We start from the raw sequence: 23,224 nt of genomic DNA on the forward strand, positions 1-23,224 counted from the left end.
GGGTGAGCGTGCGGTCAGCCGAGCAGCGCGTCCACGGCCTTCTGCACCTGGAGTACGCCGATCACCAGCAGCAGGGCGGCGTTCAGGACGCTGGTGTGGCCCGCGATCCACACGCGCGTGCGGGACAGGAACGGGTCGGCGCGCTCGCCCAGCACCAGCGTCGCCGCGACCGGCACCGCGATCGGCGCGACCCCCACGGCGGAGAACACCACGAGCACCGCGACCGACGTCGCCGTCCCCAGCCCCGCGAGCTGCACGTCCATCGCCGCGAGGAACGCGCACGACGCGTCCACGGGGTTCAGCACGAAGATCCCCACCCCGAGCGCCAGCGTCCGCGCCGGGTCGAACGTCGAGACCCGCTGCAACCAGCCGGGCAGCTGTGGGGCGGCCGCCGCCACCTCCCGCGGGCTCGTCGCCGCCGCCATCTCCCGCACCCGCTGCCGCCCGTGCTGGTAGACCCGCACCGCCCAGACCACCAGGCTCAGCCCGAGCACGAGCCGCACGACCGGCACCCACAGCGGCGGCTCGCGCTGCTGGTGCAGCTCCAGGAACTGCAGCAGCACCAGGCTGAGCACCAGCACCAGGACGAGCCCCAGCGCCCACCCGACCAGGAACGCCACCCCGTTGGTGCGCGCCCGCGGGGACAGCAGCACCGCCACCAGCGCCATGATCGCCAGCGGGCTCATCACGATGCCCAGCGCGAGCGGCACCAACGACCCGATCAGCGCGCCCATCACCGACCCCCGCGTCCGCCGCTCCCGCGTCCACCAGGCTCCCGCCGCACGGCGGGACTGGCGTCACCCCGGCCGGGTGATCAGCCCGCGGCGAGCGGCGACGCGAGACGCACCGACCGGTAGCCGCCCGTGCGGGTCGGCACCCACCGGCGCCAGTGCTTCGCCGACAGCCGGAACGGCAGGTGCTCCTGCACGTGCCGCGCACCCGGGACCAGGCGGTCGTCGGCGGGCAGGTTCAGCCACAGCGAGAGCGACGAGGCCGACGTCCCGACCGTCGCCCGCACCCCCGACGCGCCGAGCAGCCGCCCGTACCCGTCGACCGCGAACCCGCCGCAGTCCTCGGACGTCACCCCGGCGTACGGGGCACCCGTCGCGGGGACGAGCAGCCGGACCGGCACCGTGCAGGTCAGCGCGGCGAGCGGGTGGCCGTAGCGGGTACGGGCGTCCGGGCCCGCCCCCGCGACCAGGTCCAGCGCCCGCGGCACCGCGTCCGCGGCGACGCGCCAGGTGCTGACCGTGCGGGCACGCTCCCGGGGGCCGCCGAGCGCCGCACCCACCGTCTCGGCCAGGTCGGCGGACCCGTCGCCGTCCGCCGACACCACCAGCGACCACACCGGGTCCCGGTCGGCGACGGTGCACGCGTCCAGGAACGCACGCACCTGGGCGAGCGCGGCCTCCGGGCGCCGGGCACGCAGGCCGTGCGCGCCGCCCGAGGCGGCTGGCAGCCCGTCGTACGTGACGACCTCGGGCAGGGCGGGGGTCGCGGGCACGGGGGTCCTCTTGGCCGGGGTGACGGGGCTGCGCCGCAGCCTACGTGCGGCCGCGCCACCGCGGGTCCTGCGCCAGACTGGTCGCGCACCCGATTCAGCCCCTGGAGGTCCTCCGTGCCCACGACGCCCCTGCCTGCCGACGCCGTCGCCCTGCTGCGCCGCCCCAACCCCGCCGTCATGGCCACGCTGCGCGCCGACGGCTCGCCGGTGTCCGCCGCGACCTGGTACCTGTGGGAGGACGACGGCCGGGTGCTGCTCAACCTCGACGCCACCCGGGTCCGCCTCGGCCACCTGCGCCGCGACCCGCGCGTGACGCTCACGGTCCTCGACGGGGACGACTGGTACACCCACCTGACGCTGCTCGGCCGGGTGGTGGACCTCCACGCCGACCCCGACCTCGCCGACATCGACCGGCTGTCCCGGCACTACACCGGCCACGCCTACGGGGACCGGACGGGGGAGCGGTGGACGGCGCTGGTCGAGGTCGACCGCTGGACGGGGTGGGGCGCGCAGCGCGGCTGACGCCAGACTGGGCTGCCGGAGCCGGGAGAAGAGGAGCAGTGTGGACGTCGCCCTGGGGGTGCTCGGTCCGGTCACCGCCGCCGACGCCGACGGCCGGGCGCTGGACCTGCGCGGTCCCCGGCACCGGGCCGTGCTCGCCCGTCTGCTCGTCGCGCGCGGGCGGGTCGTCCCGCTGGCCGACCTCGTGGACGACCTCTGGGAGGACCCGCCGCCGCGCGCCGCCGGGGCCGTGCAGACGTTCGTCGGTGCGCTGCGACGCGGCCTCGAGCCCGACCGCGTCCCGCGCACCCCGCCCCGGCTGATCGTCACCACCGGCGGCGGGTACGCCGTGCGGACCGGACCGGGCGACGTCGTCGACGCGTGGTCGTTCGAGGCGGAGGTGGCCGGGGCGTCCAGGGCGACCCCCGACCGGGCGGTCCCCGCGCTCGCGGACGCGCTGGTCCGGTGGCGCGGGACCGCGCTGGCGGACCTGCCGGACGCCGCGTGGGTGCTCGCCGAGCGACGCCGGCTCGAGGCCCTGCGCGTCGTCGCGGTCGAGGACCTGGCGGCGGCCCGGCTCGCCACCGGCGCGGCCCGGCAGGCGATCGCGGACCTCGAGCACCACGTCGAGGTCCACCCGTGGCGCGAGTCGGGCTGGCGGCTGCTCGCCACCGCCCTGTACCGCGACGAGCGCGCCGCCGACGGGCTCGCCGTGCTGCGCCGGGCCCGGCACCTGCTCGCCGACGAGCTCGGGCTCGACCCCGGCCCCGAGCTCGCAGCCCTGGAACGCGACCTGCTGCTGCGTGCCCCGCAACCGGTGTCCGCTCCGGCGGCGGAGGTGTGGGGCGGCGTCGCCACCGCCTACCAGCGGGTCGCCGCGGCGCGTCCGTCCACCCGGCTGCGGTCGGCGATGCACCTGGTCGGTGAGCTCGCCGTGACCGGCGGGCAGGGACTGGAGGCATCGCGCGTCCACCGGATCGAGGCCATCGAGGCCGCCGAGGCCCTGGGTGACCCGGAGGTCGTCGCCGCCGTCGTCGGGGGGCTCGACGTCCCCGGCGTCTGGGCCCGGTCGGACGATCCGGCGCAGGCCGCGCAGGTGGTCGTCGCCGCGCGCCGGGCGCTCGGGCGCCTGCCCGCCGGGACCGACCGCCTGCGGGCCCGGCTCCTCGCCACGGTCGCCCTGGAGTCCCGCGGCACCGCTGACGCCGCCGCCGAGGCCGACGAGGCGGTGGCGATCGCCCGTGCCCTCGGGGACCCCCAGGTGCTCGCCCTCGCACTCACCGGCGCCGCCATGCAGTCCTTCGGGCGCGCGGGCCTCGCCGCCCGGCGATCCGACCTCGGCGCCGAGGTCGCCACGCTGTCCGCCCGGCACGGCCTCACCGACACCCGGATCGCGGGCGAGATCCTCGCGATGCAGGCGGCGGGCGCTCTCGGCCGGTTCGCCGACGGCGAGGAGCGGGCGCGCGCGCTCGACCGGCTCGGGGAGCGCGAGGACCGACCGGCCGTGAGCGCCTTCACCGCCTGGTTCCGTGCCGTGCGGCTCGACGTCGATGGTGGGACGCTCGACGCCGTGGACCGGGCCTACCGGCGCGCCGACGCCCTGCTGGCCGGCATGCCCGGCGTCCAGCACGGGGCGCTGGCCCTCGCGCTCCTGGCCGCGCGGCTCACCCGAGGGGTGCCCGTCACCGACGGACGCGTGCCCGGCGTGCCTGGGGAGGGTGACCCGCGGTGGGGGCCGTACCTGCCGTGGGTCCGCCCGCACCTGCTCCTGGCACGCGGCCGGACCGCCGCCGCGGAGTCGGCGTTGCGGGCCGCGCCGACACCGCCCGCCGACCACCTGCTCGAGGCGACGTGGTCGCTGCTCGCCGACGCCGCCCTCGCGCTCGACGACACGGACCGCGCCCGGCAGGCCCTCGCCGCGCTCGCACCCGCGTCCGGCGAGGTCGCGGGTGCGGGCAGCGGCATGCTCGCGCTGTGGCCCGTGGACGCGACCCTCGCCCGGCTGCGGGCCGCGACCGGCTGAGCCCGCGTCACAGGACCGTCGTCAGCACCCCGCCGTCCACCCGCACGGCAGCGCCGTTCACCGCCGACGACCGCGGGCTCGCGAGGAACGCGATCACGTCCGCGATCTCGCGCGGCTCGATGAACCGCTCCAGCAGCGAGGTCCGGTTCGCGCCGATGATCGCGCCCTTCACGTCGTCGACGGGCAGACCCTGGGCGGCGGCGAGCGACTCCACCGTCGCGGCGACGCCGTCGGAGTACGTCGGCCCGCCCAGGACGGAGGTCACCGTCACCGCCGTCCCGCGGGTGAGCTTCGCCAACCCGTTGGCCACCGCGAGCACCGCCGTCTTCGTCGTCCCGTAGTGGACCATGTCCGCCGGCACGTCCACGCCGGACTCGCTGCTGACGAACACCACCCGGCCCCGGCCGCGCTCCAGCATCCCCGGCAGCAGCCGCCGGGCGAGCTTCACACCGCTCAGCACGTTCACCTCGAAGTAGTGCCGCCAGTCCGCGTCGGAGATCTGCTCGAAGTCCTGCAACCCGAAGATGCCCACGCTGTTGACCAGGACGTCCACGGGCGCGGCCCGATCGTGCAGACGGTCGGCCAACCGGTCGACGTCGCCCGGGTCCGCGAAGTCCACGCGCTCGCCGGACACCGTCACCGCCGGGGCCAGCGCCCGCAGGGCTCCGACCGCTTCGGCCAGCCGCCCCTCGTCGCGGCCGCTGAGCACCACGTCGGCGCCCTCCACGGCCAGGGCGCGGGCGGTGGCGAAGCCGATGCCGCGGGTCGAGCCGCTGACGAAGGCGGTCGTGCCGGTGAGGTGCAGGTCCACGGGGTCCTCCTGGGGTCGCGCCCGGGGACCTCAGGCCCCCGGCGTCCGGGCCGCACCCTGGGCGGCGCGGCGTGCACCACCACCGTCGGGCAGCCCGATCAGCGGCCGATCAGCGGGCCTGCGTCGGGCGACCACCCCCACCACAGCCGCGCACGCCACCAGGGCGAGCAGGTCCCTCGCATCCGGGACGACCACGACGTCCACCGGCGCCCGCGCCCCGGACAGCAGGGCGTCGGCCGGGAACCGCAGCATCCCGACGACGGCGGCGTACGCCGCCCGCGCCCCGTCGACGACCTTGATCGCCGTGAACACCCCGGCCGTCAGGGCCGCCGCGACCACCGCCGACCGGACCGTGGGGGCGCGGCGGGTCAGCACCTCGCGCGCGGCCAGCAGCAGGAACGGGAAGAATGCGAGCCCGGCGACGTCCGAGAGCTTGCCCGTCACCCAGCCCGGGGCGGCGGCCTTCAGCACGTGGTCGTTCAGCAGCAGCACCGCCAGCCCGACCAGGGCGACGGGGTGCAGCACCAGGTCGCCGCGGACGCGGCGTGGTGGCGTGGTGGGCCCTGGTGGAGTCACGGGGTCGGGTCCTCCGTGTCCCAGACCAGCACCTCGGTCGGGGTCGTCCCGGCGAGGTCGCCGAGGTGCAGCGTCACCGGCGGTCGGATCTTCACGGGCAGCGTGAACACCACGTCCGCGGACGCGCCGTAGGCGCCCCAGCCGTCGGCGTCGGGCGCCCGCCCCGGGTTCGTGTGCGCGTCGACCGGTGCCCACGTGCCCCCGCGGCCGTCCCGCACCCGGAACGTGCTGAGCACGTCCTCAGGGATCGGTGTGAGGTCGTCCGGGGCGGCGCGCAGCGTGAGCCGGATCTCGGCGGTCGTGGCGTCTGCGTCGATGCAGCCGACGGGCCGCACGTACGCGTCCACGACCTCGGACCCGCCGACCGTGAACGCGGACGGCTCGACCTCGCGGGTGTCGCTGTCTTTCGTCGTCTGCTGGCCGTAGAGCTCGCTGACCTCCCCCTCGGCGGGCGGGTCGGGGCAGCGCTCCGGGGGCGGGGTCGTCGCCAGCGAGGCGCCGACGCCGACGACGGGGACGGCCGCCACGGCGGCGGCGCGCAGGCGGGTGCGCCAGGGGAGCGGGTGCGTCGACATGGCGGCACGGTAGGGCGCCGCGGGGTGCGCAGGTGCGGCCGTTGCGGTCCCGTGACCGGGTCGTCGCCGGACCGGTGCCGGGCCTCACCCGGTCGGCCCAGCCCGGTCACCCGTCCGGGTAGGGCGTCCCCGGAGACGCCACGAGGGGCGCCTCCCTGACGGGAGACGCCCCTCGCTGCGTGCTGATCGGGAGCAGCCGATCAGACGTCGTAGTAGAGCCTGATCCTGCGACGGCGCCGCGGCATCAGCGCCGGTCAGCTCGTCCCTGACCAGCCGGTTCATTCGAGGATCTGCGTCCGATGTGCACAGTACATGCGTCATCGCGACCCCTCCTGTGGCACGCGTTGTGGCAAATGGTCCCTCTGGTTGAATGTCATCACAAGGTCCCCACGGTCATCGTGTGAGCCTTGACGTCGAGCGTGGAGACCGCGATGACCAGTGCTATGCACCCGAGGTGCTGGTCGTCGCACGACCGCTTGTCGGGTGCGAGAGCCCGGGACGGCCGTCCGCCGCGCTGCCACGCCGTTCTCAGAGTCTGTCCGGCTCGCTGGCGTGACAAGCTCGAGCGGCGTCCCCGGCGCTGGTGGAAGTGTCCACGGCTCTGGTCGAGGCCACCCGATCCGGAGTCGTCGTCGTGGCCCCCGAGGTACTGGCCGCCGCTGGCGCGAACTCCGCCGCGCAGTCGCGCGCCGAGCGCCAGTGATGCCGTCCGCGCAGCCGCCGACATCGAAGCCTGGGAGAGCTGCAGGTCGAGTGCCGCGGCGCCTGGCCAGAGGGCTTCACCAACCTCGGTGCGGACGCCTTCCGTGGCCTGGTCACCGAGTGCGTCGACCTCCAGCGAGTGCGGGAGCGTCACCCAGAACGGGTGGTTGTCATCTGCGGCTTCAGCGTTCCGGCGGCGTGAGGTCAATCGCCAGTCGGCTTCTGGCCGTGCCGGCGTACCGGAGAAGGTCGTCCTGGCGCGGCTGGCCGATCACCAGCCGGTACGCACCGACGGCGCGGAGGAGCCGGTCGCGCTGCTGCTCTTCGCGGCTCAGCGGCATCGCCGCGATGTACCGCTCGATCTGCGCGCCGTCCGGAGCAGTGGCGACCCAGAACGGTTCGATGTCGCTGGCTCCTGGACGTCGAGCCTCGCGGGCGGCGGCGAACACCGCGGCCCAGGGGTCGTCGTGGTGGGCGAGCGCCGCGTCACGGTGGCAAGCGGCCACGTTCTTGCGTACGGCGTGGCCCTTGTACCGGTGCACGCGCCCTTCGCGCTGCTCGAGATCGACCGGGTTGCCGGGGAGGTTCCAGTGCACGACGGCGTGGGAGTAGGTGTGGAAGTCAAGCCCCTCCTGGCCGACCGACGTCGAGGAGAGCACGAACGGGCGGAACGGCGAGTTGTAGGCCATGCGGATCGTCGACTCGCGCGTGGCCGCCTTGTCGCTGGTCTCAGCCCGACCGAATCTGGCGGCGAAGTGGCTGCTCATGTGGCGGTCGACGAGTCGAATCTGTCCGTCGGACACGTGCACGTCGTCCACGGCGTTCGTCACGGTGCGGGTGGACAGTGCCTCGACCATCGCTTCGGCAATGGATCGGGACCGCGTGAGCGGCGCCGCGTCCACGAGTCCTTCCGACTCGAGCAGCAAGTGCGCGTACTCGTCCAGGACCGCCTGCAGACATCCGTCCAGCGCATGCTCGAGCACCGCCCGCCAGTACGACTCGTCGTCCTGCGCGCGGACGAGCGCGATGATCTCCGGCTTGTTGAACAGCGATCGCAGACCCTGTGCGACGTCGAACGCGTGACGTCGCAGTTCCGGCTCGGCCCACCGCTCGGGTCCTCCCGCCACGCGGCCGAGCGCTCGGAGCGCGCACGTGCCGGGGGCCGCGATGGCCATGGTCGTGAGGACGTCGACGAGATCGTCGGGGCGTCGGCCCAGTTCCAACGAGGTGACGGCCTGAGCGGTGCGCAGGTGCGCGATGAGTCGGGACTCGTGTTCGTCGTCTTGTTGGGACCAGCGCGACAAGGATTTCCGAACCGGCTTCTGCTCGTCGGGGGAGATCACCTCGTCCAGCAGGAACGGGGCTGCCCAGTACCAGCTCTGGTCCACGCGTTCGGACGTCGTGTCGCCCGTCGGTAGGTGGTCGACGAGGGCACTGACCCGTGATCGGACGGCGTCGGCGAGTCGGGCGCGGTTCAGCGGGATCTCGGCCGTGGCGCGAGCGACGTCGAGCGGGTCGCCCGCGCGCGCAAGTGTCAGGCTGGGGTACAGGAGGGCGAGTGTGGACATCCCGGCGACCCGGTCACCTGCCATCCGGAACTGGAGCGGCGGAGCCAGCGGCCTGTCGTCGTAGGTTCGGGCGAGTCCCGCGGCTTCGAGCGTGCGGCGTTCGGCCTCGTAGCTCATCACGACAGAGATCGCCTTGGGGACGACGGACCATGCGGAGAAGACCAGGCGCTTCGTGAACGACTGGAGGTCGGGCTGGGCGTATGCGCCGCCGAGGTCGTAGTACGGGAGGGACGGCGGCAGCCACGCGAGGCGCCATGTCTGCCGGTCGAGCACGTCGGCGCACAGCCCACGCATCTTTGCGTTGCCGGGGTCAACAGCGCGGTAGTGGTGGATGTCGTCCCAGTCCAGGAGTCCGGCGCCAGACCGCAGGGCGGTCGCGACGCCGGCATCCTGGCGTTCCGCGGCCGCGTGGAAGCGAGTCCTCACCTGGTAGGCTCCGCGCTCCATCAGGTTGAGCGGGTAGGGCGATGATCGCCAGTACTCGAACACGTCGTGGGTGTCGACAAGTCGTGCCACGTCGTCGAGGACCCGCCACGAACGCACGTCCTCCGGCGAGAGCATGAGGCCTGGCAGTGGCTTCTCGGTCAGCATGCCGTCTCGGTCCGGGGTCGACGCGAGGCGTTCGGTGCGGCACATCACACGACGCAGCTCGCGCTGGACGCGGTCGCGCGCTGCCACGGCGAGCCCGTCGTCGCCGCCTGAGACGAGAGACTCGCGCATCGTGCGCAGTGACTTCTCGACGACCTGGGCGCGGTCGCCACCGGCGAGGAAGCGGGTCGTCCTGACGAAGTCGCTGTAGTGATCATCCCCGGCGGGCTCGTCGGGGAGCGTGTACATCTTGTACGGCGTCGCCGAGAGCAGCAGCACTCTGGCGGACGGGTGGTCGAGGATCGCGTTCGCGAGCCGGGACCCTTCGTCGTCGGCCCCGTCGACGACGTTCTTGAAGCGCTGGAACTCGTCGAGGATGATGAGGTCCGGCTCCAGGTGGTCGACGGCCGCCCGTGCGACGAGTCCGCGGAGGGTTCCGATGAGCCTGTACCGGCGGTCGCTCAGGCAAGACTTCGGCTTGCCACGCAGGTAGTTGAAGTCCTGCACGCACTCGTCGATCTCGAGGCGCAACGGCTGTCCGCCAGGACCGGTCGTGCAGTCGATCGCCGCGCCGAAGGCCTGGCACAGCGCATCGTCGAGCGACGATCGGTCGAACCAGGCGAGGGCGGCCTCGAAGTTCTCTCGGTTCATGCCTCCCTCGAAGAAGCGCTTCCACCTCGTGGCGCGGACCGCATCCGCCCCCCATGCTTCGGCGAGCATCCAGTAGAGGAGCACCCGCTCCTCGTACTTGCCGCCCGAGTAGCCGACGTTGAACGAGGTGCCCGGGGTGAAGGAGACGAAGTTGACCCGCCCGTGCCGCAGATCGCGGATCGCTTTGGGCAGGAGTGTCAGCCGGTCGGCGTGCTTGAGCTCGGTGCCGCCGACGACGTTCAGCCGACTGAGGTTCTGGCGAGCGATCTGGCTGTTCGAGCAGATGTAGACGATGTCGATCCGCTCTTCCGACTCCCAGAGATGCTCGACGGTCCGGGCGATCACGCCCTTGGCGACCATCGTCTTGCCGAGGCCCACCTCGTCCGCGACGAGGAAGCGTTTGACCCCGTCCTTGTCTGTCCACAGGCGTTCGAACGCGTAGTCGACCGTCCGTCGCTGGAAGTCCTTGAGGCTGGCGAGCGTGCGCTCGACGTCGGGTCGCTTCATGGCCGGGCTTCCCGGTGGACCTGCCACACGACGTCCCACAGTGCGTCGAACCCGTCGGGCACGAGGGAGGCACCGTCCAGCGAGTTCCGCAGATCCTCCATCAGGCTCGCCACCCTGGCGAGCGCATCCTCGTCGCGGCCGACGGCTCGGACCATCGGCTCGAACAGCGCGGCCCGGGCGCTGAAGCCTGCGTCGGCGGAGGCGAACCGCTCGCCCGCCGCGCCGGACGCCTGGGCGAAGTGCGAGTCGTAGGCCGGATCGCCCAGCAGAAAGAGGAGGTAGCGCAGCACGTCGTCCTTGCTGCTGAGCACGTCGAGAACGGCGTCGAGTCGTCGGGAATCGACGTCGCCGTCGAGGACCGCCTTCAGGACGCAGCGGCGGGTGACGCGAGCGGGGCGCTCGCCGGCGGTCGTCTCGACGACGACGAAGGCCGTGACGTGCTTCGGAGCGACTGTCCACGCCAGCTCGGCCGTGAGGGGCTGCGCGTGGGTCTCGGACACCGACGCCAGCCAGACACGGGTCGAGCCTGGCGGCTGTGCCGGGACGGGCAGCGAGAGGACCGCCTCCGCCCGGTCGTCGTCGAGGGCTCGGATGCGGAGGACGGGCGCGTGCGCAGCGAGGTCGCGGTGGAAGCGCTCGAGCACGTACGACGTCTCGATGGCCGGGTCGGGAACACTGTCCTGCGACGAGGCGCAGTGTGGGGCGAGCAGGTTCACGAGACCGGGCACCTCCGCGGAACCGTCCAGCACGGCCGCCACACCGCAGGTCGAGGTGGGGCCCGTGAGCACCGCGTCGAACTCGACGTTGCCGTCCCAGGCCGTGCTGGTGAGGTTGGCGCTGCCGGTCACGGTCGTCGACGTCCGGTCGTCCAGGTCGAGGATGAAGGTCTTCGCGTGCAGCCCGTCGCTCTCGTTCTGGAACTCTGTCGGCGCGCTCTCGCCCGCCGGCGTGGCGTCGTGATCGGTCTCGGCCGTGCGCTGCAGGACGTTGACGTCCCAGCCTTCCAGTGCGTGTGCGCCGACGAGGTCGAGCGACTCGGCGCGTGACACCAGCGTGCGGGCCGTGCTCATCCGAGCCAGTGAGTCCAAGCGGCCGCGCGTGAGGAACGGGCTGATCGCGAGCATGCGCCGAGCACGTGTGGGGAACGGCCAGGCGTCGCCGCCGAGCCCGACGGGAAGCAGTTCCCCTCCGGTGAACGGGCTCGGTGGAGCGAGCCGGACGCTCGCGAGCGTGGCAGCAAGGTCGTCGACGTCGCTGGTTCGCCGAGCCGAGACTGCTTGGGTCGTAAGCGAGGGAAGCCACCGGATGAAGTCCGCTGCGGGCGCGGCGTCGATCAGCCCGTCGGATGCCTCGTCGAGCACGAGCGCCGTGTCCCACGACCGGTCGAGGGTCATGTTGCGGCTCAGCACGACAACGCGGTGCGTATGGCTACCCGTAGCGTCGACGAATCGCAGTGCCCAGATCTTGGGGTGGAAGATGCCGTCCTCGCGTGGCGCGGTGACTTCGTGGACCGCGTCCTCGACGAACGTCAGGATGCTGCGATAGGCCGATGGCACGTGGATGCCGCCCGCTTGGCAGAAGACAGTCGTGTGCTCCGCGTGGCGCCGGACGGCCTCGAGGAGCCGGATGGGGTCGACGCGCTCTGCGCCACCGTCCGTCTGATCGGACACGGCGAACGAGAGCGGTGCGAGCAGGAGCGCGGTGAGGTCGAGCGCATACGTCGTGCCGACGACGACGTCGACCTTGTGGCCGGGTGGCGGTCGCAGTGCGTCCGTGAGCAGGACCCGCGACTCGGGCGTGAGCGTCATGCGGTCACCCGCGCCGCGTACAGGTCCCGGAGGTGCCGACGCGCGATCGACCACGTGAAGTCGAGGCGTCCCGTGCCGCTGGCGCCCGACCACCGATCGAGCGCCGCCTGGTTCGCGAGCCGAGCGCGGCTGCCCTTGATCTGGCGTTCGCGCATGGCAACCAGCGATGCGGCGTCGCTTCGCCTTTCGACGACTGCGTCAACGGAGGCGATGGTGATCCAGGAGTCGACGAACGCGCGGGTGGGCGGCCGGATCCCGGCGCTGTACCTCGCGATCGTCGCCCACCAGGCGGCCCGGTCCCAGCCGTCCAGCGCGCCGGATTCGTCCACTTCGACCCGCCACGCGACGAGCTCGGCCTCGTAGTGGTCGACGAGCTCGTCGTTCGCACGCATGCGCGCCAGCAGCAGGTTGTACAGCAGCGCGGCGCCGTGGATCGCCGTGTGGAAGCGCCGTGCGTGGTCGACCGTCTCTGCGAGCCGCGCCGGAGCATCGCTCAGGCCCGGCAGCTCCCACACCAGGTCACTGAGCGTGACCGGCTGGTGCAGGATGAGCCAGGCGAGCATCGAGCCGTCGGTCTCTCGGGCGATCACGTGGGAGAGGTACTCCTCCTCGGCGGCGCTCAGCGCGAAGGTCGCCTTGGTGAGCAGGTCGCCGGGGGCCGCGGGGAGGTGCGGGTCGAGGCCGGACCGGGGGCGGCGTTCTTGCGCTTCTGGGTCGTCTGCGGTGGCGGTCCGACGCGCCAGGCGATGTGCGTCGTGCCGGCGTCGGAAGTAGCCGTCAGCGGACAGGTCGGCCTCCTTGATGCCCCAGGCGCCGAGGGCGGACCAGTACGTGGCGCTCGGCAGCCGCTTGAGTCTGTCCCGGGCGCGGCTGCCGATCACGCCGACCTGTTCGCCCCCCGCGAGCAGGCTGCCGATGAGCTTGTACTCGAGCATGCGGAACTCGGTGCCCATCTCTGCGGGGCTCTGCTTGTGCGCCGCGTGCTGCATCAGCCACGGGACGAAAAGCACGTAGCGCAGGCGGGTGTGCAACGTCGAGGTACCGGGGAAGAGGGCGCCGGAGAGGGCGTCGCGGATCGCGCCGATGCCGAGCTCGTCCACCGTGCCCTCGTCCTTGAAGAGGTCGACGATCTCCAGCATGCGGCGGCGCTGGCTCGCGTCGGCGTCGAGCCACCCGAATGACGACGTCATGCGTGGGCGGCAACGTCGCGGGCGGCCAGGAAGTCCTCGGACGCGGCGAGTCGGGTGACCTGCGTCGCCAGGTCGTGCACCTGGTCGAGCAGGACAGCAGGGTCGGCGTCGAGGTCGAGTGCGTGCTGGTGGATCTCGACGCCCGCGCCGACGACGCGGTGCCGGGCCTCCGGCTCGTTGCCCTTGGCGTAGACGAGGTGCCCGCGAAGCATGCCGCGTACCGTGCAGTACGCGAGCATCTGGTACAGGTCGGCGTTGGGGTAGCCGCTCGGCTTCTCGGCCTTGTACTTCGCGTCGACGACGGCCGTCGGCGTCGTCGATCCCGGGCCGTACCAGACGAGGTCAGGCTTCATCGGCACGGTCGACGCCTCGTCGAGATGCCACCGGTCCTGCACACGCACGCGTCCGCCGCCGGCCACCAGCGCCGCGCCGAGGGCCTCGGTGAGGAAGTCCTCGAAGAGCTTCGCCATGTCGAGCATGAACCCGTCGATGCGCACCGTCCCGGCGGCTTGCTCGACGGAGCTGCCGCGCAGGACGAGTTCGCTGAGCCCGAGCGCGACGTGGTACCTCGCATTGAGGCGCGAGCGCGTCCACGTCGGCAGCACCCACCCGCGCGGGAGCGGGGTCACGTCGGCGAGCTCGCGGGAGAGGCGTCGCAGCGTCCGACGAGTGTCGTCCGGCACGCGCTCGAGCCGCAGGAGGCGGTCGGTGGCAGCGCGAAGGATCTGGTTCTCGGGGATGTCGACGTCGTACTCGTCGAACCGGATCTCGAGCGGCAGTGCCATCCCGTGGCGTCGGGTGACCTGGTCGGTCGTGCGGATGCGGCCGCGCAGGACGGGAGAGGCCAGCTCCTCGACGCGGTACCCCTGGAGGAGACCGTGGGAGGTCGCCTTCGCGGCCTGGCGGGCGAACGCGGAGGCGATCACGGTGAGCAGGTCGGTGTCCTCTTCGACGTCCACTTCCTCGTCGCGCCAGAACGAACCATCGCGGGCGTAGCCGACGAGGAACATGAGCCGTCGGATGTCGACCTTGGGTCGGATCGTCAGGTCGACGCCTGCGACGCGGGCGACACCGACCCTCGTGCGGGGGCCGATGATCCACCAGCCGGGCTGGACGGACGGCACGGCGGTGACGAGATCGCTCGAGCGCAGAGCGAGACCGGTCCGGTCGTCGAGGGCGACCTCGACGGGCGCTCCGTTCTCGACGAGCTCGATCGTCGTCATGGCGTGAGGTCGCCCGTCGGGGCGTCGATGTCGGCGGCGTCGTCCGCCGTGGCTGTCGCTGGAGTCTGCTGCGCGAGCCGGGTGCGGATCGCGCGGAGCGAGTACCGCGCGAGGACGTCGATGCCCTCGCCGTAGTGGTGCTCCTCCAGCAGGGGCAGGATCGACGTCTCCCATGCGGTCTCCAGCCCGCCGTCGCGGTACACGTCGGCGCGCATGAAGTACGACGGGCCGATGCGGAAGTCCTCGTCCTGGATGAGAGCGTTGAGATGGTCGAGCACGTCGGCAGTGGTGCCGGGCAAGTCGCGCTCGGCCAACCAGCGGCGCAGCATGCTCCGGGTCGGCTCGACGCTCGGGTGCAGCGCCTTGAACGCGAACCTTCGTCGCATCGCGGCGTCGACGAGCGCGATCGACCGGTCAGCGGTGTTCATCGTGCCGATGATGAACACGTTCGACGGCATCGTGAACCCGGCCTCGTCACCGGTGCTGTAGAGCAGGTCGATCGCCCGGTCGCGGTACTCGAGCAGGAAGTACAGCTCACCGAACACCTTGGCGAGGTTGGCGCGGTTGATCTCGTCGACGATCAGCACGTACGGCGTCGACGGGTTCTCGCGCGCGGCGTCGACGAGGCGGCGGAAGGGGCCAGGGGTGAGCGCGAACCCGACGGCCGCCGACCCGTCCTTCGGCGCGACAGGCCGGTAGCCCTCGAAGAAGTCCTCGTACGAGTACGCAGGGTGGAACTGGACGAGCTTGACCGCCGACTCGTCGGTCAGGTGCTGGGCGATCGCCTGTGCCAGGTAGGTCTTACCGGTGCCGGGCGGGCCGTAGAACACGATCTGGCGGCGGTCGCGCAGGAGGTCGACGCAGGACTGGACCCAGGCGCGGTCGACGAGGAGCACGTCGGCCAGCTCGTCGGTGGCGTCACGCAGGACGAGTGCGACGGGCGCGGCCTTCGCGGCCTTCTTCGCCTCGGCGGCGTCGGGCGCGACGAGAGCCGCGAGGGCGGCGAGCTCGCTGGTGAGGTCGACGACCGTGTGCTGGCTGGACAGCTTCGGCTTGAGGCCCGCAGGCAGATCCGTGAGGTCGACGGGCCGGGCGGGGTTGCGCCACTGCACCGTGCGGCGCAGGTTCGAGCGGTCGTCCGACGATTGCACCGAGGCGACCTCGCCGGTGATGTCGCCGATGTGGAAGCTGCCGCCGTCGTTGGCGATGACGAGGTCACCGACCTGGATGCGGTTGACGAACAGGTCGAGCTCGGTGACCTTCTCGTTGCGGGTGTTGTACGACTTCTGGGCGTAGTCCTCCTCGACGACGGCGACGATCTCGGTTCGGCCGAGAGGGAGCGTGAGCGCGCGAATCTGGCTGGCGGCGACCGACACCGACCCCCGCGCGATCCACGTCGGCACGAGGTTCTTCCCGTTGACGTTGTTGCCGCGCACGAGCCAGGCGCGGCGCGTGGCGGGTTCCGTGGACTCTGAGAGCAGCTCCCGCAGGTCGTAGCTGGTCAGCCGTGCGGACTGGCTGGCGCGGCCCGCGTCGTCGAACTCGAGGCCCTCAGCGACGAGCAGCTCGCGCGGGTCGTCGCTGCGGTGCGGGTCGCTCCAGCGGAAGCCGTCCGACACTGTGCCGTCCGACGTCAGCACACGGAACACGGCCGGGTGGTCGGTCTCCGACATCCACGTGCCGACGTTCTGGTTCGCGAGCCCGGTGAGCTGGGCGAGGTCGCCGTACGACGTCCACAGACCCGGCTCGAGCAGGTCGAGCGCCGTGCGCAGGGTGTCGAACTTCGTATCAGCCGCTTGGCTCGCTCGGGTCTGTCGACGCGCACGCTGTCGAGCGCCGTGTTGACGGTTGAGTGCAGTCATCAGTTCCGCGTCCGACGAAGCACGGGCAAGTGCGTCCCGTCCGGCGTCGGTCAGTGCCCACCCGCCGGTCCTCTCGATCCACCCGATTGCACGGGCATGGGAGATCTCAAAGCGGACCCCCGTCTCGAATCGACGGATGCCGCTGTCATTGGCGCTCAACTCGAACTCAGTCAGCGGCAACGTCTCGGACAGGGTCTGGATGGCCGAGGCGGACTGGAGGGGATACGGAGCGTCGCGCAGGATACGGAGCATTGTGCCGACGAGCAGCGGACGTCGGATGGCATCACGGGCGGGTGCTTCGGACATGAGGCGGCCTCCGTCAGTGGTCGTGGCGCGCGCCGTGGCCGGCGGGCGGGTCGAGGGGGCTGACATACACCGTTCCGGCGGCCGCGGCGGCCTTCATCGCGTCGTAGGTCTCGAGGATGAGGCGCTTGGTGCGGAACTCGCCATGGTCGCGTTCGTCGTACTTGCGCACGACGAAGAACGAGTCCATGACGTACTCCACCTCACCGCGGTCGAGTTCGTAGAGCAGGAACATTGCAGCATCGAGCTCGGCGCGGAGCTGCTCGCGACGAGCGACATCCCAGCGGAACGGTGCACCCTCCACACCGTTCTCTCGTGCGTAGCCAATGAGATGGCGTGAGGTGTAGTTGAGCTCCACGACGCGCGCGCCGAGCCACGACCGAAGTTCTCCGCCGATCACTCCGGCCAGCGATCCGGCGAACGTGCTCGGCGCCGGCACGGCGAGCTGCGTGACGACGCCATACGTCATGTGGGTGCCACTGAGCTTCTGGCGCGCGACGTAGTCGTGGATGTACGTGCTGGTCACGGCCTGCCACGTCGTGGCATCTGACGGATCCGCCAGGAACGCAACTGGGAAGACGTGACCGACGGCGGAGCGGGGCAGGACGCTCGGGACGAAGGTGCGGGCGTCGCTGGAGCGGGCGATGTCGCGCCAGCCGAGGAACCAGTCGCGGTCCCAGCGGTCGGCGATGGCGGTCTCGACGTCCTTTTCGGCGACCCAGTAGCGGGCGAGGGGTTCGAGGTCGGGGTCGTCGTGCTGCTCGTCGGTGAGGCGGGGGAGGGTGCCCATGTTGAGCTGTGCCTCGGTCGCGTGGGCGTACGTCGAGTAGCGGTGGTCGTAGTGCGAGAGCATCTTCGCCTCGTACAGCGGCAGCCAGCGCTGTGCGCCGAGCGTCCACGCCCACCCGTCGGGCTCGGCGCCGCGCTCGAGCAGGTCGTCGGCCGTCTCGAACAGGCCGGAGTCGTTGGACATGTGGAAGAGAGTGCCGAATCGCAGGCCCCAGGGGTTCTCGCCTGTGGAGTCGTTCACTAAGACGGGAAATCGTCGGTAGATACCGAGCGTGATCTCGGCGTCTCGGCGAGAGCGGAACATCGGCAGCGTCCCCGTGTTTGGATTCAGTGCGAGAATCTCGGACGGTTCGAGTCCGAATCGGGTGGTCACCGCATCCGCGACGTGACGGGTCAGGAACGAAAGTCGTGCCTGTGTGACGCGCGTGCCGCCAGTCAGGCACGAAACCGAGAACCGAAAAGCGTGGTGGACGTTCTCGAAGATCTTCGCCTCGTTCTCGAAGTCGTAGAACGCAGTGAGGCGTCCGGTTGAGACGGTGTCGGAGAAGAAGGCGGAGGTCGTCGCGTCGGTCGCAAGACCGGTCGGCGTGACGATCCCCATCCGGCCCGCATGGGCGATCGACGAGCGGAACAACTCGGCGAAGACGCTGTAGGTGTTGACGTCGCCGACGCCGCACAGCGGGTAGCGCCCGGACTTGCGCAGGTAGTGGCTCATGCCCTCCGCGCCGCGGCTGGCGGCACCCCACTCGTCGGCTAGGCCTGGGTTGCTCGCCGTCAGCGCTGCGATCGCCTTCTTGCGGGCGGACGCGTTGGCGGCCCCGGCGATCTCGGCGTCGCGCTGGGCGAAGAACTCCTGCTCCTGCAGCTTGATGCGTTCCCACGGCGGGTTGCCGACCATGGCGGTGAAGCCGCCGGTCCAGCCGTGCTCCCCGATCGGGGCGGTGGTGTCGAAGACGTCGGGGAACTCGAGGTGCCAGTGGAAGAACTGGTACTGGGCGGCGAGGCGCTGGACGGCACGGACGAGGGCGTCGGGCGCGGTGCCGGCGTGCAGGGAGTCCAGCACGCCGGTGGTGATTGCGGTGGCGCCCGGGGTCTTGGTCTGGACGAAGGCGGCGCACCAGGCGTCGGCGTGCAGGCGCTCCCGGTTCAGCTCGGGGGAGGCCTGGTACTGCGCGTAGGCGAGTTGCGCGGCGTGGACCTCGCGTAGGCGTGGGGCGCCGGTGGCGGGTGCGACGGCTTTCGACAGACGCCCGCGCAGGTCGATGGTGGACTCGCCGACGTCGACCAGGTCGAACAGCGACCCGGTATCGCTGGTGGTCTCGCGTTCGGCCTTATTGCGCTTCTTCAGAGCCGTGGTGAAGGGCTTGTCGTCGCCGGCGAGGGCCGTGAACGCGGCGTCGGGAATGCCGCCGGCAAGCAGGGCTGGGGTGGTGCCGAGCAGGGCGTTGCCGACCTTGATGTGCGCGTCGAGGAACGACAGCGGGCGACCGGCTTGCATGGACTCCAACCACAGGGAGACCTTGGCGAGCTCGGCGGCCAGCGGGTTGAGGTCGACGCCGTAGATGCACGAGCCGACCACGTCGTAGAGCGCGTCCTGCAGGTGGGTGGGAGTGGGGTCGGTCTCGCCGGACCGGACGATCGCGAGGCGTTCGGCGATGCGGCGGGCGGCGGCGACCAGGAAGTGCCCGGACCCGCACGCGGGGTCGCACACGCTCATCGCGAGCAGGGCGGCCTGCGGGTCGGCGGCGCGCTCGGCCTCGTCGAGCAGCGGGGTCAGGGTCTCGTCGAGCACCAGGTCGATCAGAGAGGACGGGGTGTAGTACGAGCCGGTGGTCTTGCGGTCGTTGCCGGCCAGGTTCTCCAGGGTGAACCGCTGCTCGGTGCGGTGGTAGCGCGGCACGAGCTCGAGCAGCGACTCGTAGATCGAGCCGAGCTCCTCGGCACCGAGGTTCTTGTAGTCGACGGTGCGCAGCGGTTGGCCCTTGGGCCGGACCGTCGACAGGTGCCGGATCGCGGACAGCAGCGCGTCGTTGGGCAGGTCGGCGTCGGTGAACAGCTCGGCGCCGTCGTCGTCGAACAGGCCGCCCAGACCGGGAAGCGCGAGCTCGGGGCAGCCGTCATCCTGCCCGAGGCGGCTGATCAGCAGCCGCTGCGCCTGCCACAGGTCGCCGTGCCGGGTGCCGCGGCGCTTGAGCGCGAGACGCCGCAGCCGGGCGGTCGAGAAGTAGTCCCGGTAGCGGGCCAGCGCCGTCGGGTCGGCGTCGTCGGGGTGCAGGGCCTGGCGGTCCTCCGCGACGAACAGGAACAGCATCCGGTAGACCAGTCGCAGCAGCGCCTGGTGGTAGTCGGCCAGGTGCAGCGACTCGTCCTCCATGCGCTCCCGCAGCGACGGCGTCGCACGCAGGAACCCGGTACCCAGGTCCGTGATCGCGGCCTGCACGCCGTCGGACAGCAGCGACAACGCACGTGCGCCGGTCGCGATCGCAGTCGCGCGCCACCGCTCGAGCCAGCACTCGGACGGGCCGCCGCCGTCGGGGAGGACCTCGACACGGGACTGGTGCAGCAGGAGGAACAGCACGACGAAGTCGGCGAACAGCTCGCCGGAGAAGATCGCTTCCAGGTCGAACTCGACGAACGACTGCGCCGAGAAGGAGGTCGAGTCGCGCAGCACGCGCACGACCCGGCCGTTCGACACGACCGCCCACAGGTGCTGGTCGGACCGGTTGAGCAGCTCCTGCACCATCGCGTGCGGGGCGCGCTCGGCGGCGCCCGGCACACCCTTGGTGCGGCGATCGAGGTCGACGCCCCACCCCAGCAGGTGGATCGGGAGGGCGCCCCACTGGTGCGACACCGGGAACGCCTTGCCCGACGCGGTGATCCCACCGACCGGCGTCGCCTGGAGCCGCCCGTAGCCGAGCTCGCGGAACAGCACCTGCAACCAGCGCTCACGTGTCACTCCGACGGCAGGGTCGCCCTCGGGCAGCCGCGACAGCGCGTCCTGGAACGACGGCCACACACCGACGAGGTACGCCCACGCCCGGTTCGCGGCCTCGCGCGGGGTCTCACCCGCGGCCAGGTGGTAGTCCCGGCCGGAGAACCCGCCGAGCTCGCCGTCACCGGCAGCGACGCGCGCGAGCAGATCGGCGGGCAGCAACGCCCCGACGGACCGCACCGCGGTCAAGTCCCCGGCCATCAACGGCTCCCCACCACGGGCAGGTACAGGTACACGCCGAGGACGTCCACCGGCGTCTGGGCGCGCACGCGCAGCCCCTGGCGGGTCGCCCCTGCGCCCGCCCGCACGCGGCGATGGCTCTCCAGCAGCCGGTCGGCACGCTCGCCCGCTCGGGAGTCGAGCAGCGGTCCGAGGGCGCTCACACGCTCGAGAGCAGCGGCGATGTGATCGCGCGCCTGATCGGCCGGCACGTTCGCGTCCGCCTGCGCCGCGAGCAGCGACGTGACCTCGTCCGTCGGCAACAGGTCCGGTGCGTCGGGCTGGCCGCGGAACGCGACGACCTCGCAGTCCTCGGCGATGAGGGTCCGCGGCCCGTCGGCCGCAGGGAGGTCCAGGTGGAACCGGTAGCGCAGCAGCAGGGCCGTGGTACGGGCGGCGACGTGGCGGGTGCGGACGACCCCCGCCCGCCGCGCCGGAGCCCTGTGGAGCGTGGTGGCGGAGTCGAGGGCGGTGTCGAGCACGTACCGGGCGACGGCCTCGACGCTCGGGTCGGTCCGCACGAGCAAGGCGTGCCGCCGTGGCACGGGCATCTGGCGGTGGAACGGCAGAGGGTTGACGAAGCCCAGTGGCAGGGCGTCGCGCAGCCCGGGCGTCAGCGTGTCGGTGATGGCCTCGAACCCGTCGCCGGTCGACGTCACGGACGCGCCGAGCGCCCGCAAGGACTCCTCGACGAACGGCTCGATCTGCCCGTGCGCGCCGAGCGCGGAACGCACCTCGGCGACTTCCAGCGCGACGTCGTCGGGGTGGATCGCGCCCTGCGCGTACTTGGTGCGCGACGCCCGCTCGGTCTCGGCGACCGAGCGCCACTCGACCTCGAGGCGCCGGTCGGCCTCCTTGAGGCCCAGGTCGAGCTCGAGCTGCTCGTGGTCCACGCCGCGCAGCAGCAGCCCCTCCAAGAGCGCCTCGAGCAGCGAGTCGGACTCGCTCGGGACGGGCACGGACACGCCCGTCGCCTTGCTGATCGCCTGGTGGCGGCGGATCAGCACATCCAGCACGAGGCCGTCGATGCTGTTGTCCTTGCCGTAGATCGTCACCGCCCGCACGGTCGGTGCCGTCTGGCCGAAGCGGTCGACGCGTCCCTCGCGCTGCTCGTGACGGGTCGGGTTCCACGCCAGGTCGTAGTGCACGACCGCCTGGAACGCGTCCTGCAGGTTGACCCCCTCGGACAGGCAGTCGGTCGCGACGAGCACGTGCCGGGCGTCCGTGGCGGTCAGCGCTCGGATCCGCTCCTGCCGCTCGGCCGGCGGCAGCGTGCCGGTGACGACAGCGACCTCGGCTGTCTTCTTCAGCTCGTCGGCGAGGTGCTTGCCGACGTACTCCGCCGTGTCGATGAACCGGCAGAACACGATCGGGTCGAACCCGTCGGCGAGAAGCCCCTTGACCTCCTTGACGAGAGTCGACAGCTTCGCGTCCGCGGCGGGGCCGAGCAGGGACTCGGCCGTCTGGGCCAGCGCGCGCAACCGGGATCGCTCGGACGGGGTCGTGGTCTCGGCGTCCTCCGTGAGGGCGCCGGGGGTGACGTCCGCCGCCTCGACTGCCTCGTCGTCCGCAGTGTCCAGCACGCTCGCGCGGCCGAGCGCGTCGGCCTCGGCGAGGTCGGCCGCCTCGGCCGCAGCCGCGCGCATCCGCAGCGTCGCGGCGGCCGCCGCCGGAGACGACGCGAGCGTGCGCAGGAGCGCGAGCACGGACCACCAGCGCACTCGCTGGCGCACCGTGCCGTCACCCGCGTCGCGGACCTGCTCGCGCGCGTAGTCGAGCACCTTGGTGAACAGGGCTCGGTACTCGGGCTTGAGCGCGTACGCGACCTCGCGCAGCTCGCGGTCCGACGGGAACTGCGTGTCCTCGTCGAGGTAGCGGCGGATGTCGCCGCGGCGTCGCTGCACGAAGTGCCGGGCCAACCGCTCCCGTCCGTGCGGCCGGTCGAGGTCGATCGTCGCGAGCTCGGGGTCGAGCAGCCCGACGAGGGAGCGGAAGCCCTCGTCCTTGCCGGAGTGCGGCGTCGCGGTGACCAGGATGAGGTGTCGCTTCGGGTCACGGGCGAGGTCCTCGAGGAGCTCGTGCCGGCGGTGCCGCTGGCGTCCGCCGCCGACCGTGTCCGAGACGGCGGTGTGCGCCTCGTCGACGATCACCAGGTCCGGGCAGTGGTTGAGGAACTCGGCGCGGTGTCGGTCCGACTTGATGAAGTCGGTGGACACGACCACGTGCGGGTACCGGTCGAACAGCGACTCGTTCATCATCAGATCGCGCTCCAGGCGGCGAACCGTGGACGTCAGCACGAGCTCCGCCTGGATGTGGAACTTGCTCGCCAGCTCGGCCTGCCACTGCTCGGCGAGCGCCGGGCTGCACAGGACAGCGAGGCGCTTGGCATCTCCTTGGGCGAGCAGCTCGGCGGCGATCAGCCCGGCCTCGACCGTCTTGCCGATGCCGACGTCGTCCGCAACGAGCATCCGCACCGTGTCCTGCCGCAGCGCCATCAGCAGCGGGACGAGCTGGTACGCCCGAGGCTCGACGGCGATTCCGGCGAGCGACCGGAACGGCCCGGCCGACGACCGGAAGCCGAGCTGAAGCGCGGTGCGTAGCAGGCCGGCACTGGTCGCGTCGCCGAGGTCGTCGGGACTCGGCAGCGGATAAGTCGCGTCTTCGACCGGCTCGAGCGCCGTGTGCAGGCCGGCCACGTCGTCGTTCCCGCCGCCGAGAGGCCGTAGCAGCAGGAACTCCGGCCGGCTGTCGGGCAGCACGACCCACTCGCGTCCGCGGGCGCGCACCAGGGAACCGGGCGCATAGGTGGCTGTCGTCATCGGTGGTGCTCCA

14 protein-coding genes are annotated in these 23,224 nt (G+C 72.0%); 2 read left to right on the forward strand and 12 right to left on the reverse strand.

The annotated features are described in order from the left end of the window. Positions 1-14: 14 nt before the first annotated feature. Entirely contained in the window at positions 15-734 is a 720-nt protein-coding gene (locus EBM89_RS00565) for a GAP family protein (protein WP_122147517.1), read from the reverse strand. 80 nt (positions 735-814) lie between these two features. After that, positions 815-1,504, reverse strand: coding sequence for a hypothetical protein (locus EBM89_RS00570; RefSeq protein WP_122147518.1), 690 nt, complete (start codon positions 1,502-1,504; stop codon positions 815-817). Positions 1,505-1,618: 114 nt separating this feature from the next. Here EBM89_RS00570 and EBM89_RS00575 point away from each other — a divergent pair, with 114 nt between their 5' ends. Both EBM89_RS00575 and EBM89_RS22395 read left to right on the forward strand, forming a co-directional pair. Beyond that, on the forward strand, positions 1,619-2,026 hold the full coding sequence (locus tag EBM89_RS00575) for a PPOX class F420-dependent oxidoreductase (RefSeq protein ID WP_122147519.1): 408 nt from the start codon (positions 1,619-1,621) through the stop codon (positions 2,024-2,026). Positions 2,027-2,066: 40 nt separating this feature from the next. Continuing rightward, positions 2,067-4,028 carry an AfsR/SARP family transcriptional regulator gene (locus EBM89_RS22395; RefSeq protein ID WP_122147520.1) on the forward strand — a complete coding sequence of 654 codons (1,962 nt, stop codon included), beginning with the start codon at positions 2,067-2,069 and terminating at the stop codon, positions 4,026-4,028. Positions 4,029-4,035: 7 nt separating this feature from the next. Here the strand turns inward: EBM89_RS22395 and EBM89_RS00585 are convergent, their stop codons facing one another. From EBM89_RS00585 to EBM89_RS00635, 10 genes are all read right to left on the reverse strand, one after another. Further along, positions 4,036-4,839, reverse strand: coding sequence for an SDR family NAD(P)-dependent oxidoreductase (locus tag EBM89_RS00585; protein ID WP_122147521.1), 804 nt, complete (start codon positions 4,837-4,839; stop codon positions 4,036-4,038). Positions 4,840-4,869: 30 nt separating this feature from the next. Continuing rightward, positions 4,870-5,415, reverse strand: a complete 546-nt coding sequence (locus EBM89_RS00590) for a hypothetical protein (RefSeq protein ID WP_147463402.1) — start codon at positions 5,413-5,415, stop codon at positions 4,870-4,872. After that, positions 5,412-5,990, reverse strand: coding sequence for a hypothetical protein (locus tag EBM89_RS00595; protein ID WP_122147523.1), 579 nt, complete (start codon positions 5,988-5,990; stop codon positions 5,412-5,414). Before EBM89_RS00595 ends, EBM89_RS00590 begins: the two co-directional genes overlap by 4 nt. Positions 5,991-6,874: 884 nt before the next feature. After that, on the reverse strand, positions 6,875-10,006 hold the full coding sequence (locus EBM89_RS00605) for a helicase-related protein (protein ID WP_122147525.1): 3,132 nt from the start codon (positions 10,004-10,006) through the stop codon (positions 6,875-6,877). Further along, the gene (locus EBM89_RS00610; protein ID WP_122147526.1) at positions 10,003-11,814 is read right to left on the reverse strand and encodes a phospholipase D family protein; all 1,812 of its coding nucleotides are present in this window, start codon (positions 11,812-11,814) and stop codon (positions 10,003-10,005) included. The genes EBM89_RS00605 and EBM89_RS00610 overlap by 4 nt, the downstream gene beginning before the upstream one ends. Next, entirely contained in the window at positions 11,811-13,004 is a 1,194-nt protein-coding gene (locus tag EBM89_RS00615; RefSeq protein ID WP_122147527.1) for a DUF6361 family protein, read from the reverse strand. The genes EBM89_RS00610 and EBM89_RS00615 overlap by 4 nt, the downstream gene beginning before the upstream one ends. Continuing rightward, on the reverse strand, positions 13,001-14,227 hold the full coding sequence (locus tag EBM89_RS00620) for an McrC family protein (RefSeq protein ID WP_122147528.1): 1,227 nt from the start codon (positions 14,225-14,227) through the stop codon (positions 13,001-13,003). Before EBM89_RS00620 ends, EBM89_RS00615 begins: the two co-directional genes overlap by 4 nt. Next, the gene (locus EBM89_RS00625) at positions 14,224-16,395 is read right to left on the reverse strand and encodes an AAA family ATPase (protein ID WP_158609424.1); all 2,172 of its coding nucleotides are present in this window, start codon (positions 16,393-16,395) and stop codon (positions 14,224-14,226) included. Before EBM89_RS00625 ends, EBM89_RS00620 begins: the two co-directional genes overlap by 4 nt. Before the next feature lie 13 nt (positions 16,396-16,408). After that, entirely contained in the window at positions 16,409-20,374 is a 3,966-nt protein-coding gene (locus tag EBM89_RS00630) for an Eco57I restriction-modification methylase domain-containing protein (RefSeq protein ID WP_122147530.1), read from the reverse strand. Beyond that, positions 20,374-23,211, reverse strand: a complete 2,838-nt coding sequence (locus EBM89_RS00635) for a DUF8741 domain-containing protein (protein WP_122147531.1) — start codon at positions 23,209-23,211, stop codon at positions 20,374-20,376. Before EBM89_RS00635 ends, EBM89_RS00630 begins: the two co-directional genes overlap by 1 nt. Between the last annotated feature and the right edge of the window lie 13 nt (positions 23,212-23,224).

Source organism: Cellulomonas triticagri (assembly GCF_003696205.1).
In the GTDB taxonomy this organism is placed as follows: domain Bacteria; phylum Actinomycetota; class Actinomycetes; order Actinomycetales; family Cellulomonadaceae; genus Cellulomonas; species Cellulomonas triticagri.